The 16,198-nt window shown below is 35.9% G+C and carries 16 protein-coding genes and 1 pseudogene; 12 read left to right on the plus strand and 5 right to left on the minus strand.

Annotated features, from left to right (window positions below; genetic code table 11):
• Window positions 1-226: 226 nt before the first annotated feature.
• The 3 genes from AC06G9_RS10405 (at window position 227) to AC06G9_RS10415 (ending at window position 2,711) form a co-directional block, all read left to right on the plus strand.
• A complete protein-coding gene (locus AC06G9_RS10405) occupies window positions 227-1,312 on the plus strand; it encodes a glycoside hydrolase family 43 protein (RefSeq protein WP_480958083.1) in 1,086 nt (361 codons plus the stop codon).
• Window positions 1,313-1,762: 450 nt separating this feature from the next.
• Window positions 1,763-2,212 carry a nuclear transport factor 2 family protein gene (locus AC06G9_RS10410; RefSeq protein ID WP_480958084.1) on the plus strand — a complete coding sequence of 150 codons (450 nt, stop codon included), beginning with the start codon at window positions 1,763-1,765 and terminating at the stop codon, window positions 2,210-2,212.
• Between the two features lie 151 nt (window positions 2,213-2,363).
• Complete coding sequence (locus AC06G9_RS10415; protein WP_480958085.1) at window positions 2,364-2,711, plus strand: hypothetical protein; 348 nt, start codon at window positions 2,364-2,366, stop codon at window positions 2,709-2,711.
• Window positions 2,712-2,896: 185 nt separating this feature from the next.
• Here the strand turns inward: AC06G9_RS10415 and AC06G9_RS10420 are convergent, their stop codons facing one another.
• Entirely contained in the window at window positions 2,897-3,568 is a 672-nt protein-coding gene (locus AC06G9_RS10420; protein WP_480958086.1) for a hypothetical protein, read from the minus strand.
• A gap of 259 nt (window positions 3,569-3,827) precedes the next feature.
• Between AC06G9_RS10420 and AC06G9_RS10425 the strand changes: the two genes are divergently transcribed.
• The 3 genes from AC06G9_RS10425 to AC06G9_RS10435 are packed head-to-tail and all read left to right on the plus strand — an operon-like array spanning window position 3,828 to window position 4,856.
• The gene (locus tag AC06G9_RS10425; RefSeq protein WP_346572960.1) at window positions 3,828-4,343 is read left to right on the plus strand and encodes a PD-(D/E)XK nuclease family transposase; all 516 of its coding nucleotides are present in this window, start codon (window positions 3,828-3,830) and stop codon (window positions 4,341-4,343) included.
• A gap of 35 nt (window positions 4,344-4,378) precedes the next feature.
• On the plus strand, window positions 4,379-4,600 hold the full coding sequence (locus tag AC06G9_RS10430) for a PD-(D/E)XK nuclease family transposase (RefSeq protein ID WP_480958087.1): 222 nt from the start codon (window positions 4,379-4,381) through the stop codon (window positions 4,598-4,600).
• Entirely contained in the window at window positions 4,578-4,856 is a 279-nt protein-coding gene (locus AC06G9_RS10435; RefSeq protein WP_480958088.1) for a hypothetical protein, read from the plus strand. The genes AC06G9_RS10430 and AC06G9_RS10435 overlap by 23 nt, the downstream gene beginning before the upstream one ends.
• Before the next feature lie 251 nt (window positions 4,857-5,107).
• On the opposite strand, the gene AC06G9_RS10440 is transcribed toward AC06G9_RS10435, so the two are convergent.
• The 3 genes and pseudogenes from AC06G9_RS10440 to AC06G9_RS10450 all read right to left on the minus strand — a co-directional run bounded on the left by AC06G9_RS10440 (window position 5,108) and on the right by AC06G9_RS10450 (window position 8,481).
• Window positions 5,108-5,629, minus strand: a complete 522-nt coding sequence (locus tag AC06G9_RS10440) for a hypothetical protein (RefSeq protein ID WP_094771977.1) — start codon at window positions 5,627-5,629, stop codon at window positions 5,108-5,110.
• Between the two features lie 206 nt (window positions 5,630-5,835).
• Window positions 5,836-7,125, minus strand: a pseudogene (locus AC06G9_RS10445) (serine hydrolase); the annotation flags it as partial.
• A gap of 867 nt (window positions 7,126-7,992) precedes the next feature.
• Window positions 7,993-8,481 carry a tetratricopeptide repeat protein gene (locus AC06G9_RS10450; protein ID WP_066852808.1) on the minus strand — a complete coding sequence of 163 codons (489 nt, stop codon included), beginning with the start codon at window positions 8,479-8,481 and terminating at the stop codon, window positions 7,993-7,995.
• A 306-nt stretch (window positions 8,482-8,787) separates the two neighbouring features.
• Between AC06G9_RS10450 and AC06G9_RS10455 the strand changes: the two genes are divergently transcribed.
• From AC06G9_RS10455 to AC06G9_RS10480, 6 genes are all read left to right on the plus strand, one after another.
• The gene (locus AC06G9_RS10455; RefSeq protein ID WP_480958089.1) at window positions 8,788-9,237 is read left to right on the plus strand and encodes a nuclear transport factor 2 family protein; all 450 of its coding nucleotides are present in this window, start codon (window positions 8,788-8,790) and stop codon (window positions 9,235-9,237) included.
• A gap of 505 nt (window positions 9,238-9,742) precedes the next feature.
• Complete coding sequence (locus AC06G9_RS10460; protein ID WP_281047195.1) at window positions 9,743-10,633, plus strand: helix-turn-helix domain-containing protein; 891 nt, start codon at window positions 9,743-9,745, stop codon at window positions 10,631-10,633.
• A 146-nt stretch (window positions 10,634-10,779) separates the two neighbouring features.
• Window positions 10,780-12,276, plus strand: a complete 1,497-nt coding sequence (gene lysS, locus AC06G9_RS10465) for a lysine--tRNA ligase (protein ID WP_094771981.1) — start codon at window positions 10,780-10,782, stop codon at window positions 12,274-12,276.
• 379 nt (window positions 12,277-12,655) lie between these two features.
• A complete protein-coding gene (locus AC06G9_RS10470) occupies window positions 12,656-13,576 on the plus strand; it encodes an RpnC/YadD family protein (protein ID WP_094771982.1) in 921 nt (306 codons plus the stop codon).
• A 265-nt stretch (window positions 13,577-13,841) separates the two neighbouring features.
• Window positions 13,842-14,291: a nuclear transport factor 2 family protein gene (locus tag AC06G9_RS10475; RefSeq protein WP_094771983.1), complete on the plus strand. Its 450-nt coding sequence runs from the start codon at window positions 13,842-13,844 to the stop codon at window positions 14,289-14,291.
• 197 nt (window positions 14,292-14,488) lie between these two features.
• Complete coding sequence (locus tag AC06G9_RS10480; RefSeq protein ID WP_480958090.1) at window positions 14,489-14,788, plus strand: PD-(D/E)XK nuclease family transposase; 300 nt, start codon at window positions 14,489-14,491, stop codon at window positions 14,786-14,788.
• A 31-nt stretch (window positions 14,789-14,819) separates the two neighbouring features.
• On the opposite strand, the gene AC06G9_RS10485 is transcribed toward AC06G9_RS10480, so the two are convergent.
• A protein-coding gene (locus tag AC06G9_RS10485; RefSeq protein WP_480958091.1) for an IS3 family transposase occupies window positions 14,820-16,177 on the minus strand; the annotation gives its coding sequence in 2 pieces (ribosomal slippage) (window positions 14,820-15,839 and window positions 15,842-16,177; 1,356 coding nt in all).
• Window positions 16,178-16,198 lie beyond the last annotated feature (21 nt).

The raw sequence follows: 16,198 nt of genomic DNA on the forward strand, positions 1-16,198 counted from the left end.
TTACAGAACCTGAGATGAATATTCTATCGGTAGGTATGAATAGCCAAATTGTGAACAGATGTAAACAGATGTGAAATTAAAACAGCGCTTTAAGTTTTTAGTTTATTCTATTGGATTATGGTTGATTGGGGAGATAGTAAAGGGAATCGATTGATGCCTATCTTAAGATCGGACGATCTGGTTCATTGGGCGGAGGTGGGCACTGTATTTAAAAAATAATTGAAATATGATTACTAAAAATGTATGTTTATTCTTATTGATGGGTTGCTGGCAGTTGTTTTTCTCCACCTCACAAGCCCAATCAAATAATCCACTCGATGTTGCTTTTGGTGACCCATTTATACTCTATGATCAAGAAACAGATGCCTATTATATGTATGGTACTGGTGGAGTAGAGCATGGTTTTGTAGCCTATTCTTCTAAGGATCTAAAACAATGGGAGCATAGGGGGACCGTGTATACCGCTCAGCAAGATAAAAGCTGGGGGACGAAAGATTTTTGGGCTCCAGAAGTATATAAGCGTGGAGGAAAGTACTATATGTTTTACAGTGCACATTGGAAAGAAAATCCGAATTATGAATTAGAAAATTATCGTATTGGTATCGCAACCTCAACCCATCCTACAGGCCCATTTATTGATTTGACAGGTCGTCCGTTATTTGACCCCGGATATCCCATTATTGACGGTAATGTGTACTTTGCTGAAGATGGACGTTTGTATCTTTACTATTCCAGATGCTGTTATAAAAATCCAGTTCAATCGGAGATTGCAGCTTGGGCAAAGCAACAGGGGATGTTTGATGAAATAGAAGAAAGCTGGATATATGGAGTAGAGCTAGCTTCAGATTTTTCGCATGTAATTGGAGAGCCAACATTATTGTTACGTCCTCCTATCTCCAGGGATGATAAACAATCTGAATGGGAGAGCAGGTCTGTGACTTCAGGTGAAGTGAATAGAAGATGGACAGAAGGATCCTATCTCTTTAAGCATAACAATCTCTATTACATGATGTACTCCGCAAATCATTTCGGAGGAGAGAATTATGCTGTTGGCTATGCAACAGCCTCAAATCCACTTGGCCCATTCGAAAAGTCTGCAACAAACCCTATATTACAAAAAAACATATCCCATGGAGGTATTGTTTCAGGGACGGGTCACAACAGTCTTTTGAGAGATAAAGAAGGCAAAGTATGGTGTGTATATCATGCCCGCACGACTAAAACAGGCAGTCAGCGCTTAGTATTCTTAGATGAACTGAAAATTTTACCTAACGGTCAACTTATAGTGGACGGTCCAACTGTCAAACCTTAATAAAGCTGATGTTTTCAGTTTATTGTATTGCGACTTTGATGAGATAGGAAATACCATATAATAAATTAAAATTCAAAAGTTGATTTTTGATTATATTTCAATAATATTATACATAATAACCCAGATTCAATATAGAGAATACCACCGTTTACTTAAATAGTGGCATTCTCTATGTTATTATGCGCCATATACCTTTTTTGTTGCTGCTTGTTTTCTATCTTGAAATCGTTCCTCCGCAAGATTAAATCCATAACACATATACCAACTTTGATCTGCAAATTTCGCATTGCTTTAAAGAACTTATCTTCACCTCCCTATTTCCACCATTCACCGAGTTTTTAGTTGGTTTACTCTAATTGCCATAGTGTAGGGACGATTTACACCCTACTTTTGAATCAACAATTACAAACATGTATAAACAAAAAACTAACAATATAATATAAAGACATTATGAAAACTTTAGCAAAAACACTCGCAGCAGCAGCCTTGATCGCAGTATCTACATGCACTATGGCAGCAGCAAAACCAACAGTAGACAACTCTAAAAAAACAACTGTCAACCTATCCACATCGGATCTAGCGATTGATCATTACGTAGCCGTTATGACCGAAGGACAGTCAGCAGGAGTAGAGCAATTGTTTACATCAGATTTTAATCAGAAAGTACATGCTTCAACAAATAGGATCAATAGTCGTTCAGAAGTAATCTCATTCTTGAAAAAGCAAAAAGGCGAGCAGTTGAACTGTAAAACAAGTGCTACAATCGTTGAGCAGTCAAGTGATTATATGCTAGCCAAAGTAACCATGCAGTTTGACGGATTTACCAAAATTGATCTCGTGACTTTAGTCAATGACGGTGGCAGCTGGAAGGTATCCCAATCCATCAATTCGTATAAGTAAGTTAAGTTTAATTCATATGTTTAGTAAAAGCCACATCGTGAGATGAGGCTTTGCTTTTTAGTATCCTCAGACGCGCTGGACAACAGTACTCGACTACCATATGGATCATATTTAGGATTTTATAAATTTGGTTTCAATAATCTTTCCTCATATGTTTTGTAAGAAATTCATTTTTGCACAAGTCTTAACAGCTATTCTAACAGCAATCTTTGTCTCGTGCAATACTAAGAACCGTGGCGAATGGCAATTATCAGATATGCGTAAAGACACGCTGTTTATTGCAGAAACTAATGTAAGTGATGCCTCCACCTTGATTCTCGAAATTGATGGACATACAGATGACTCAATAAAATTACATGGAATCTCAATCGCTGGCGGAGATATTAAAAAGGAACTGAAAGTTGATTGGTATAATCCAAAAGTTGCAGTTCGGTTTCAGGCTTATCTAGCAAAAAAGGGAAGTCTAAAGATTAAATACTTTGTGCCTACAAACTACTAGTTCACAATACCTAGTTATGTGCTGTTTTTATTGCTATTCATCACTTGGTTTGGGCATATTGTCATATGGATATTCATAACCACAATCGTCTTCCCATTCTTTTTTAACAATGTCGCCATAATTGAAAAACTGAACTTGAATGTAGCACTAAACCTACCATTTTGCTAAAATGTTAGCGGTAGGTTTTATTCAATTCTATCTGTGTTGTATTTCTGTTTAAAATCTCTTATAGATTTCTTCTTGTCCTCATTGTTAAAGTTAAGATTATCTTTATTGAGAAATCTATGTTTCAATTCGTTAAGTTCTCTAGTTTTTTCATACTCAAATTCTTTGTCGTAGATTTTGTCTGAACTAAAGTAAATTCTGTCTTCATGAAAATAAAAAAGTCCCCAATTTAGTGTTTCGTCAAATATGATTAAGTCGTCAGCAAAAAAAATTCCTTCCCAATATTTAATTACCATCTTCCAAGTCAGTGTTACAGATTGTCCACTTCTATCACTGTAAATAAATACAAACTTGTTGAACGGAATAGGTTTCGAATAAAGCCATTTTTTTATTTCGTGTTCACAGTCTTCTGTTACTTCAAATTCTTCAATTGTTTTAAAGTATTTTTCATTAAATGGTTTCCATAATGGGCCTGTAATCATTTTCGAGCTGTTGATGTAATTTTCCACAAACTCACTTGCTTCGTTATTCAGAAAGAAGATTTGGTCTTTATGTTCCTCCGGTATTTTACTTGCCTCTTCTGGTGACCACAAAAAACTCCAAGCCTCTGGGAATTCAGTTGAATAAGTTTTTATGTTTTCAAAATTTATCATTCTTGTTTGGCTGTGGCATTTTCTAAAATTACCGCTCATATTATGTTTAACGAAACTAAGATAATAAAAGATTCGTCAATCCATCAACTCCTATAAGTAAGTTAAGTAAATTTCATATGTTTAGTAAAAGCCACGTCGAGAGATGTGGCTTTTCTTTTTTTCTAATGTATCTCTAAAGATTGCTCTAAGTTGTGCTAGCCGACAACAAACGACAACAAACGTTTAATAACCGACTAATATTTTTAGTTTTTATCATATTTGATTTATGTAATTAATTATTTAAGTAAATCCTAGAATTATGTTAGCGCATTCACAACCCGTATTTATTGATCCAACCACCGATGAAGGATTCAAGAGGTTATTCGGAGACAAGATCAACCTGATCAACTTTCTAAACATCATCTTTCGTGGTCGTAAGACCATCACAGATCTTACTTATCGGGATACCGAGCGTATCGGAGCGACCGAAGAGATTGGTAAAGTTATCTTTGATTTGGTTGTCCAGATTAGTACAGGAGAAGAGATCATCATCGAGATGCAGACGAGTACACAGACCAACCTGAAGCAACGCATGCTGTACTATGCCAGCAAGGTCATTTCAGACACAGCACCCAAAGGAAACCGCAAAGCCTGGGCGTATGCCATTCCAGAGGTTTACACCATTGTCCTGATGGACGGTTTTCATATGCCAGGGGGTGATCGGAGTACATATTTTCATGATACCTGCCTGTGTCATAGAGATTCAGGACAAATATTTTGCTGGAAAATTTTGATACTTTTTGGTCAGCAAGAGACTTTCCTTACAGTTGCTTGAGTATGCAACAGTAACTCAATTAGTTTTACGAGGGTTTGGGCTTTATCTATTTAGAAATTATTAACTTTGTTAAAAGCGAAGCAGAGGTTGAAGATGAACTCGACAAAGTATTCTTTATGCTCAAGAATATGTCAACGTTAAAGACCTTGCCACGAATTATGAATTCGACCGTATTTCAGCGGTTCTTTCAGTTGGCCAGCTACGCAAAATTGACAAAGGAGGAACGAACTATGTATGATATTCGTTCTAAAACGTAAGTGGGATGCTGAAGCAGTGCGGATGTATCAACAGGAACAAGTTGAAGGATTAGAAAAGCAATTGAAAGAAGCTATAAGAGAAGCTAAGAAAGCAGAAAATGAAGCTAAAGCAAAAGGAAAAGCAGAAGGTCTTGCAGAAGGGGAGCATAAGAAAGCTATTGAGACAGCTTTGAGGTTTAAAGAGATGGGTTTACCTGTAGAGCAAATCGCTAAGGGTACCGGACTTTCAATAGAAGAGATCGAAAAACTGAAGTAGAACAGGATTCTAAAATATATAGAACCGTTTGGGATGACCAGGCGGTTTTTTTTGCCCATGTTACTTACAAGTGGGCGACACTCGAATAACCATTTTTTTAAAAAGTCTTATTTAGTAATGGGAAAGTTTTATTAAATATATTGGTCATAATTTTTTAAAACACAGCTTAAAAAAGTAATTAAATATGGATCATCGTTTCCGCAAAAGTAGCCGCATTAATTAGCTGGGATCATAGAGGTTTACGATACCTATCAGCGAATACGAATGGTATTCATATCTTTCATATTTCTCTCATTACGTACCTTCAATGTTAATATATAAAGATCATCCAAGTCACCTATAAATTTAACAGGAGACACAAAGATCGTCATGATATTACTGATGTCGACATAAACTGTATTGGGATCATCCTGAATTATTTTATCCTCGATCTGAAAAATAACCCGATCCGATTGCACATTGGTATACTTCTTCCTAAGATCAGATAAAGTAATAAATTCGGGTTTATAATCAGCAGTTATCCCTATTACGATAGCTTGTTTTTCCTTACTAGCTTCTACCGTCTTTATACTATCGGTTTTCAGCGTTAGTCCAGTTTCACTAGCATATAGCTTGCCTAAAACCTCTATCTTCGCCAAGTCTCGTTCTTTAAGATCTTTATAGATTACTTTCGGCAGTTTGTCTGTAATACTATATTGATTGTTGGTTTGTTGGCCATAGGTTAAAGTTAGCCCAAAAGATGACAGAAGCGCGAATAAGAATATTTTTTTCATTTTTGATATCACAGTATAGCTCTAAACTACTAAACAAGTACTGTACTTACAAATAAAATCAGCTTGATGAGTTGTTGTTTAGAGGCTAATGTAGATAAACGAGGCATAGTCGCCATACACCATGCTGACAGCAAGTCGAACAGAACGTTATATAAAGCCCGAAACCATTTCTCTGATTATCGGATTTTAATTCCCGAAAAAACCGATTATTTTTTCATTATTTTATCAATTTTATTGATCATATCTTTCGCATTTGTATTCTCGGGATACAGATCAAGTGACTTCTGATAGTTCTGTCTTGCCAAGTCAAATTGCTCGTTTGTAAAATATGCTTCTGCCATACAATCATAAGCATTCGCAGAATTAGGGTTTTCCTTTAGATTCAATTCAAATACTTTGATTGCATTTTTCAAATTCTGATTATTCATGAGATTATAACCGATCGATAGTAATCTGTTTTCGAAGTTTCTTGTCGGATATTGGCTTTTTACCGAATAATAGTTTTGTATTGCTTTTGCAATGTCAACTTTATAAAAATCAGCTGTTATTTTTTCATCTGCCAGTAGATTACTATCCCTTAAGTTTTCATCAATTATTCCTGCGACGTGATCTATAACTTGTCCTTCCACATTATAGTTTTTATAGCCATTTGATAGAAAAATAATGGTCAGATCATGATCAATAAATTTTCTAAAAGCCGTCATATTTCCACCACTGAACCCAAATGATTTTATCTTGTTTGTTTCATAACTGTCCCACCCATACAGAAAACTGTTTGTTGTGTCTTTAAACGGAAAGGGGCTCCACATCGCATTTTTTGTAGCAGGGCTTAGAAGTATATTTTTGTCCAGTCTTTCATTCCAAGCGATAAATTCCTTCAGTGTAATATTTAATCCACTCCCTGAATTATGTATCTTGCCATGATCAGCATTAAATCGCTTGTATTTCTCAGTTTTAAAATCAAAGCGATGATGGTCAACTCTATCAGGAATAAATTCTGAGGAGTTTGCTGAAAAAACAATGCCTTTTTCGACATTAGGGAATTGCCCCTTCAGCACATAATCTTCAAATGTTGCTCCGGTTATTTTTTCAATTATTTTTGTGAGCAGGCAATAGTTGGTTTGATTGTAACTGAAATGATTACCGATTTCAAATTCTATAGGCTTTTTGTATAAACGGTTCCATTTTTCGCTTTCTTCCAACGCATACGGAATATCGTCAAACTTTACAATATCCGGCAGGCCCGATGAATGCGTTAATAGATTTTTGACTCTAACATCTTGCCATCCTGTCGGAAGATTGTCCAAATATTTAGAAATTTTGTCATCTAATGATAGCTGGTTTCTCTCTATAAGTTGAAAAACACTAACTGTTGTCATTATCTTGGTTGTGGAATACAATCTAAAAACACTATTTTCCGATATGTTCAAATTTTCAGCTAACGAACTTTTCCCATAATACTTTTCGAAAATCACCTTCCGTCTTTTATAGCAGCAAGAGCTGTACCCGGTATTTCGTTTATTTCAATTATCTCTTTTATATAATTGTCTATTTTTTGTGTTAATTCGGTTTCCGAACTGTTTGATTTTTGACTAAAGCACGAAATTGTCAAGGACAGGAAAGTTATGATTAAAGCTGATTTTTTCATTGATGGTCATTAAAATTCGAGATTTTTATATTTACGACTCTTTCAACTCATGTGCCATTTGTTTATCTGTCATAATATCAGATAATTATGTTTTTATTTTATCTGTAGATGTTCAATTTCGGACGAAATTTGTTCGGTAGTGGACGGTTAAGAAACAGTATTTAAAAAAACGGCGAGGTTAATTTACTATCGAAAAGATCGAAACGGTAATAGAACATCGTTATAAATACACAGAACCGCTTGGAATGTGAATTGCTCCCAATAAGTTTCTAATTTTTTTAGGGCAATTTAGATAGATGTGGCTTTACTTATTTATACTTTATATTAAAAATTGATGTGAGTTGTGCTAGCTTTATATAAAACGTTTGTAAAGGAATATGAACGTTTAATATCCGGCTAATAACAAATGTTTTGAGCGTTATATTATTTTGTTATTTAATACACAGGAGTATTTCTCTCCAAAAATCAAATTGTATTGTAAGAAATAATAGAAAATTTCAATAACATCCTCAAGCATTGACCAAAGAAAAAAGAAGTAATGTTTCCAATATTCGAAATTAAGCGCCTCCGATTTGAGAAGTATTTTGTAAAGAGAAAATTCCTCATCAAACTTTTGATCCGATTCAAGTATGAAAATCTCATTTAGAGTCCGTTTCATCTTTTTCTGCTCAACGTTCAATATTCTAATAAGAATTTCATGTTGTTCCTGTACTGGCTAGTCAGTTTTGTTTGAAAACGTATTAATAGAGTTTAAACTGTAAAAAGCAACACCGTTATCTGGATATTCTTTCAATATTTGTTCATAAAGATCCTTTGCTTTTTCAGCTTCATTCGTTTGCGAATAACAGAAAGCCATATTGCAAAGGGCCATTTCTCTGTAAGACATTTTTGCGGTACTCAGTAGGGTGATCGCACGGTACTTATCTACCCAATTATATCGTGTAAAAAAATCGACACTATTATTGAAGTGTTCCAATGCTGTTTTGAAATCATTTTTTTTGATAGCTTTCATTCCCTTATTATGACTAGCTGGGATTATCTGTTGTAAGGAAATCGATAATACAAAAAAAATAATAGAACCGATATAAATGCCATTAAATTGGAATAGAAAAGCAAATATAGCCATGAAACTAATCCATACTATGATGATGATTAGAAACGCTAACCATGATATTGGTCTAACCAAAGGTACTTTTGCACTCATTTTATCAATTTATAATGTAGGTGATCAGTTCCATAAATCTACTAAAAACTGATCAATGATTTAAGATATAAGATCAAGAATAATTTTTATATCTTAATAAATGCTAGCAGTAGGGGGTGATTGTTTTCACCTACCTATTTCCTCCAGTCACCGAGTTTTTAGTTGGATTAGTCTAATTGCCATAGGGTAGGCACGATTTACACCCTACTTTTGAATCAACAATTGCTTTAGCAAGCATCAGGGTTTGAGTTGGTGGATGTGGGGCTGATGCAACTTAAGAAACTAACAATATAATATAAAGACATTATGAACACTTTAGCAAAAACATTCGCAGCAGCAGCCTTGATCGCAGTATCAACATTCACTATGGCAGCTGGCAAACCAGCAGGAGACAACTATAAGAAAGCAACTGTCAACCTATCCACAGCAGATCTAGCCATTGACCATTACGTAGGCGTTATGACCAAAGGACAGTCAGCAGGAGTAGAGCAGTTGTTCACTTCAGATTTTAAACAGAAAGTACAGGCAGCAGAAGATAAGACGAATAGCCGTTCAGAAGTAATTTCATTCTTGAAAAAGCAAAAAGGCGAGCAGTTGAACTGTAAAACAAGCACTACAATCGTTGAGCAGTCCAGTGACTATATGGTTGCAAAAGTGACCCAACAATTTGAAGGATTTACTAAGACCGATTTTATCACCTTGGTCAATGATGGTGGCAACTGGAAAGTATCTCAATCTATCAACACGTATAAGTAAGTTAAGTTTGAATGCATATGTTTAGTTAAAGCCATGTCGTGAGATGTGGCTTTTCTTTTTAAGATCCTTAGCTGTGTTGCCCGATAACAAGCGTTTAACATCTGGATAATATTTAGGATTTTATAAAGTCGGATTTAAAAGTGATTACAGCTTTTAGTTTCTTGATAATTCTATGAGCAAATCATCAGTCAAATTTCTACAACAACAAGACTGTGTTATAATCAATATCGCTATGTCAGTTATACAAGGTCTCTTTCACTGGTGCTGGAGACTTTTCCATTTTTACTGTCCAGTCATGGTATTCAAGAATGAGCTCCAAGCAAGGCCTTCTCACTATATCTTCTCCTTATCCACACTTCTGGAACCTTTCGAATAACAATCTTCTCTCATCTGTTTTACCTAAGACAATTGTAGCACGATATGAAAAGAAAAACAAATGGTATTTATTATTAGTTGGTAAATAACGAATATTTTTATTAATTTGTAGTGTAATAATGATGTGATTATGGTAAATATATCGATAGTAAATTTCAAAGATATTCTTCGTTTCAATCAAGAAGCAATTTACGATTTTGAAGAGAGTATTCTGGTCGCAGATGTAGGTATTCGTGATTTGCATATTACTCGGATGTTTCCCATAAGAACATCTTTTTTTATGTTCGTGCTCGTTGAACAAGGCACTATGCGTATTGAGCTCGATTATAGCATTCATCATTTATCCAAACAAGATTTTCTTCTTATCCTACCCGAGCATATCTATCAAAGCATATCAGGTAGCCCAGATACCAGATATCGACTTATTTTTGTAGAACAGGCATATTTTGAGACAATGAACAGGTCAAAAAACGATGTGCTAAAAACTAGTTTTTTAAATATCCGTAAAGATCCTGTTATCCATCTTTCGGAGAAGGAATTTAATGTTCTCGCTTCTTGTCATGAAAGACTAGAGCAACGAATGCCGGCCATACATCATTTCAAGAAAGATATCATTAATGCACTCTTGCTGGAATATGTAATCGAGGCCGAAAACATGATGATAAATCATCATGAACATCAGGTAAAACAAAGTAATTTAACCAGGCAGGATATTATTTTTCATAAATTCTTAACATTATTGAAAGAAAATGTCATCCATCAGCACCATGTATCGTTTTACGCTGATAAGCTACATATCACACCCCAGTATTTAGCTTCGGTATTAAAACAGCTTACAGGTAAAGGAACTAAATATTGGATTGCTGATGCTTTATTGGTGGAAGCGAAAATTATGCTCCAACACTCACAGCAATCTGTACAGCAGATATCCGATGCTCTTAATTTTTACGACCAATCCACATTCGGTAAATTTTTCAAAGCACGTACCGGGCAAACTCCCAAAGCATATCAGAATCTATAATTTTTAACTCCAAGTGTTCACGTACCTTCGATTATTACCAATAATGTCCTGTTAATTCACACCCATTACCGTATTGATTTGAGATTTTTGTGTTTTATATATTCCTTCAGTATTAGAAGAGAAATATAGCATAATGAAAGTAAAATATGGAATTGAACGAACAGGAAGTAATTCGTCGTGAGAATCTCGAACAATTACGAGAAATGGGGATAAATCCTTATCCAGCCGCAGAATTTAAGATAAACGCTACGACATCCGATATCAAACAGAGTTTTAAAAAAGATGAGGTTAAACAAGTCACTATTGCTGGCCGTATCATGAGCCGTCGTATGATGGGAAAGGCCGCATTTGTAGAACTGCAGGATCCGTACGGTCGCATTCAGCTTTACATCAACCGTGATGATATCTGCACAGGTGAAAATAAAGATTTATATAACATCGTATTCAAAAAACTATTGGATCTAGGCGATATCATTGGTGTTGAGGGACATGTGTTCAGCACCAAAACTGGTGAGATCTCCATTCATGTAAAACAGTTGCAGGTTCTGTCAAAATCACTACGTCCTTTACCTGTTGTAAAACATAAAGAGGGCGTTGCATACGATGCGTTTCTTGATCCTGAACAGCGTTACCGTCAACGGTATGTTGATCTTATTGTTAACCAGGGAGTCAAAGAAGTTTTCCTTAAAAGAACGAAAATCTTTCAGTCAATGCGCCAGTTTTTCATTACGAAAGGTTATGTAGAAGTTGATACACCAGTTCTTCAGTCCATTCCTGGTGGTGCAAGTGCAAGACCTTTTGTTTCTCATCATGAAGCATTAAATATACCTTTATATCTGCGTATTGCCAATGAATTGTACTTGAAAAGATTGATTGTCGGCGGATTTGATGGCGTATTTGAGTTTTCACGTAATTTTCGTAATGAGGGTATGGATCGTACCCATAATCCCGAATTTACCGTCATGGAAATTTATGTCCCCTATAAAGATTACAACTGGATGATGGCATTCACAGAGCAACTATTGGAAAGGATATGTCTTGAGGTTTTGGGTACAACTGAAGTATTGGTGGGAGATACTGTTATCGATTTTAAAGCACCTTATCGACGAGTAACCATGGCTGGTGCCATACAAGAAAATACGGGTGTGGATATCAGTAATATGACCGAAGAAGAATTACGTCGTACTTGTATTGCCTTCGATATCGATCAAGATGAAAGTATGGGTAAAGGCAAACTAATAGATGAAATTTTTGGAAAAACCAGTGAAAAGAAATACGTGCAACCGACCTTTATCATTGATTATCCCGTAGCGATGTCGCCACTATGCAAAAGTCATCGTGATGATGCCACATTAACAGAGAGATTTGAGCTTATCGTCAATGGAGTAGAATTATGTAATGCTTATTCAGAATTAAATGATCCGATCGAGCAGCGCTTAAGATTTGAAGAACAACTTCAGCTTCAGAAAAAAGGCGATGATGAGGCTATGTACATTGACCAAGATTTTCTACGTGCATTAGAATATGGTATGCCTCCCACATCTGGGATGGGTATTGGTATGGATAGATTAACCATGTTACTTACCGGCCAAACGGCCATACAAGAAGTATTATTATTTCCGCAGATGAGGCCAGAAGTATGATGTAAACCATAGGATCCAGAGAATTATGTTTAATTTGAAATTTAAAATAGCACAGCTAAATTTGAATTTTTTTGATAAGTAGTCACGTAATTTACCAGAGCTATTCAAAAAAGGCCCTCTGCCTTGAAGCAGAAGGCCTTTCTTATTTCCCACTCCGAACGTTTTCTTTTAAAAATTAATTAATGACGCAAATTTATACTTGAAAAGTGACGCTTTATGTCAGGAGTCTAAAAGAAATGATAGTTATCAAATTACTTTTGTAGGATCATTTTGTGTGGTACAAATTAGTAAGCAATTAAACTTGATTACTAAAAATATTAGTTTTACTATTCTTTATTTTGTATCTTTACTATAGTAACCTTATTATAAATAGTTTATTATGAGTAAATCTTGCAGCCGCATTGATGATCAGCTATGGAAGTCTATTTTAGAACAGACTTTTGCACATTTTTTAGAGTTTTTCTTTGAAGATGCAGCAGGTATATTCGATCTGAGTAAACCTTTTGATTATTTAGATAAAGAGTTTGAGTCTTTATTCCCTCCAGAACCCAACGGCAAGGGTGTGCGTTTTGTAGATAAGTTGGTCAAAGTCTATTTGAAAGACGGCGGTGAGCAGTTTGTGCTATGCCATATTGAGGTACAGTCCAGTCGAGGCAAGGGAGATCTTGCAGAGCGCATGTTTCGGTATTACTATAAAATATCCGATAAGTATCAAGTTCCAATTTCTGCCATTGCTATCCTTACCGACGATAGCCGAAGTTATCATCCATCTGCGTATATTAAGGAGTTTATGGGCACTATTCTCCATTACCGCTTTAATAGTTATAAGGTTTTACATCAAGATGAGGTAGCATTACGTTCAAATAGTAATCCCTTTTCAGTCGTAGTTTTAACTACATTATTGGCTATCACGAATAAAAATATCAGTGATGATAAGTTGAAAGATATTAAGCATGATCTTTATGAACAGATGATGAGTCGTAAAATGGATAAGAGTACGCGTCAGGGTCTCTATAATTTTTTAACGTATTACGTAGGCTTTGAAAATCAGGGGAGTTTAACTATATTTGAGTCAGAAATTAAAAAAAAATTAGGAAGGAGTAATATAATGGGCACTCAAGAATATCTATTAGATAAGGCAGAAAAAGAAGGCATTGAGAAGGGTCGTTTGGAAGAGCGTGCTAAGCTTAAGGCTGAAAAGCGTGCTATTGCATTAGAATTTAAGAAAATGGGTTTACCTGTAGCAGATATTGCTAAGGGTACCGGACTTTCCATAGAAGAGATCGAAAAACTGAAATAGAACATATTTTTAAAATATATAGAACCGCTTGGATGACCAAGCGGTTTTTTTGTGCCTTTGTTATTGACAAGTGGACGGCAGCAGAATAACCCCATTCCAGGTTCAACCACTTCACCTAGCCATTTCCACCATTTACCGAGTTTTTAGTTGGTTTAGTCTAATTGCCATAGGGTAGGGACGAATTACACCCTACTTTTGAATCAACAATTAAGAACAACTAAGAACAACTAAGAACAATAAACTAACAATATAACATAAAGACATTATGAAAACTTTAGCAAAAACATTCGCAGCAGCAGCCTTGATCGCAGTATCAACATTCACGATGGCAGCAGCTAAACCAGCAGGAGATAACTCTAAGAAAGCAGTCGTTAATTTATCTACAGCAGATCTAGCCATTGATCATTACGTTGCAGTTATGACAGAGGGACAATCGGCAGGAGTAGAGCAATTGTTTACATCAGATTTTAATCAAAAAGTACAGGCAGCAGAAGCTAAGATCAATAGCCGTTCAGAAGTAATTTCCTTCTTGAAAAAGCAAAAAGGAGAGCAGTTGAACTGTAAAACAAGCACTACCATTGTTGAGCAATCAGGTGATTATATGCTTGCAAAAGTGACCCAACAATTTGAAGGATTTACCAAGACCGACTTAATCACGTTGGTCAATGACGGAGGCAATTGGAAAGTATCGCAATCCATCAACACGTATAAGTAAGTTAAGTTTGAATGCATATGTTTAGTCAGAGCCACATCGTGAGATGTGGCTTTTCTTTTTCTATTGTATCTTTAAAGATTGCTCCAAGTTGTGCTAGCCGACAACAAACGACTACAAACGTTTAATGGCCGACTAATATTTTTAGTTTTTATCATATTTGATTTATGTAATTAATTATTTAAATAAATCCTAAAATTATGTTAGCACATGTAGAGCCCGTATTTATTGATCCAACCACCGATGAAGGATTCAAGCGGTTATTTGGAGACAAGGTCAACCTGATCAACTTTCTAAACATCATCTTTCGTTGTCGTAAGACCATCACAGATCTTACCTATCGGGATACCGAGCGTATCGGAGCAACCGAAGAGATCGGTAAAGTTATTTTTGATCTTGTAGTCCAGACCAGTACAGGAGAAGAGATCATCATCGAGATGCAGACGAGTACACAGACCAATCTGAAGCAACGCATGCTGTACTGTATGTCTTCAAACTAATTTGGACAAATGCTTAAGGAGTGTTTTAGTTTTATAAATCTATTAATTTTTGTTTTAAATATTCTGTTTTTCTGTTATTAATGGCCAGTTTTTTTAGGCTTTCTCTTTGTTTTAATATGAGGTCTCCACGACCATAATATACGTCAGCCGGGGTGAGGTTTTTTAAAGACTCATGATAGCGTTCGTTATTATATCTATTTACAAACTCTTCTAGGGCTTCTTTTAGCTCTTCTGGTGAATAGTAATTGTTCAATTTGACCACATTCTTCATTGTCCTGTGATACCTTTCAATTTTTCCTTGAGTCTGTGGATGTGCTGGTCTGCCATGCACCTGTTTCATTTCCAGTTCTTCGTTCAGGTACTTTCCCAGCTCCTTGGAGATGTAACAGGATCCATTGTCTGACAATAATTTAGGCTTAACCTTTGTTTTTAATTTTGCCTTTTCTATTGCCATGTCCACATTACGTATCACATCCTCATGCTTCATGGATGTACAAAGCTCCCAATGTACGATGTAGCGGCTGAAATCGTCCAGGATGGTACTTAAATAATAATCACCCCAGCCTTTTATTCTGAAATAGGTAAAGTCTGTCTGCCACATTTCATGCACAAAACCGGTTTTATCCTTAAATTCATTGGATGCACTGATCAAAATATGGGTCGGAGCACTTATCAGACCTTTGTTTTTAAGGATTCTATAAACTGAAGATTCAGAAATGAAAATCTCGTGCTCGTCTTTGATGTGATGTGCTAACTCGCGGGCCGATAGATCAACCTTATCCAGGGCAACCTCTACAACAAATTCTTTAACTTGTTCTGGAATACTGTTCCACTGTTGTTTGCAGTCCCTGTTTTTCAGTTCTAGCCCCTCATAGCCGTCTTTGAGGTACCGGTCATACCAGCTGTAAAATGTACTTCTGGAAATACCAAATTCAGTTAAGGTGCGCTTCACGCCAAGCTCAGATCGGGTAACAGCCTCGATAATCTCCATTTTTTCTCCCGCTGATAATCGCATATACTTTTTGTATTTATCAGTTAATCCAGCAGATCCAAGCTTTTTTTTACGATATCATAGCGTAGAACCAGATCGGCAACCATTTCTTTAAGTCTGGCGTTTTCTTTTCGAAGTTCGGCAACTTCATCTGAGGTCGCCTCACGGGTAACATCGCCTTCAAGTCGCTTTTTTCCTGCCTCCAAAAACTCCTTGTTCCATTTATAGAACTGAGACTCGTTAATACTGTGCTTACGACAGATCTCGGCAATAGAATTCTCCGCTCGTAACGCTTCCATAACGATCAAAATTTTCTGCTCGGCAGTGAAGATTCTTCGTGTACTGCGACGTACATCCTTGATAAAGTTTTCGGGGGTAGTTTTTTTTGGTCTTCCCATAATGATTAAAGTTAAAAATTT

Source organism: Sphingobacterium sp. MAE (assembly GCF_056711605.1).

Bases quoted from the DNA above. Each gene is read 5' to 3' on its own strand.
- AC06G9_RS10455 (WP_480958089.1), top strand. From the start codon at position 8,788: ATGAACACTTTAGCAAAAACATTCGCAGCAGCAGCCTTGATCGCAGTA.
- AC06G9_RS10440 (WP_094771977.1), bottom strand. From the start codon at position 5,629: ATGAAAAAAATATTCTTATTCGCGCTTCTGTCATCTTTTGGGCTAACT.
- AC06G9_RS10460 (WP_281047195.1), top strand. From the start codon at position 9,743: ATGGTAAATATATCGATAGTAAATTTCAAAGATATTCTTCGTTTCAAT.
- AC06G9_RS10480 (WP_480958090.1), top strand. From the start codon at position 14,489: ATGTTAGCACATGTAGAGCCCGTATTTATTGATCCAACCACCGATGAA.
- AC06G9_RS10405 (WP_480958083.1), top strand. From the start codon at position 227: ATGATTACTAAAAATGTATGTTTATTCTTATTGATGGGTTGCTGGCAG.
- AC06G9_RS10420 (WP_480958086.1), bottom strand. From the start codon at position 3,568: ATGAGCGGTAATTTTAGAAAATGCCACAGCCAAACAAGAATGATAAAT.
- AC06G9_RS10425 (WP_346572960.1), top strand. From the start codon at position 3,828: ATGTTAGCGCATTCACAACCCGTATTTATTGATCCAACCACCGATGAA.
- lysS (WP_094771981.1), top strand. From the start codon at position 10,780: ATGGAATTGAACGAACAGGAAGTAATTCGTCGTGAGAATCTCGAACAA.
- AC06G9_RS10435 (WP_480958088.1), top strand. From the start codon at position 4,578: ATGATATTCGTTCTAAAACGTAAGTGGGATGCTGAAGCAGTGCGGATG.
- AC06G9_RS10475 (WP_094771983.1), top strand. From the start codon at position 13,842: ATGAAAACTTTAGCAAAAACATTCGCAGCAGCAGCCTTGATCGCAGTA.
- AC06G9_RS10415 (WP_480958085.1), top strand. From the start codon at position 2,364: ATGTTTTGTAAGAAATTCATTTTTGCACAAGTCTTAACAGCTATTCTA.
- AC06G9_RS10450 (WP_066852808.1), bottom strand. From the start codon at position 8,481: ATGAGTGCAAAAGTACCTTTGGTTAGACCAATATCATGGTTAGCGTTT.
- AC06G9_RS10410 (WP_480958084.1), top strand. From the start codon at position 1,763: ATGAAAACTTTAGCAAAAACACTCGCAGCAGCAGCCTTGATCGCAGTA.
- AC06G9_RS10470 (WP_094771982.1), top strand. From the start codon at position 12,656: ATGAGTAAATCTTGCAGCCGCATTGATGATCAGCTATGGAAGTCTATT.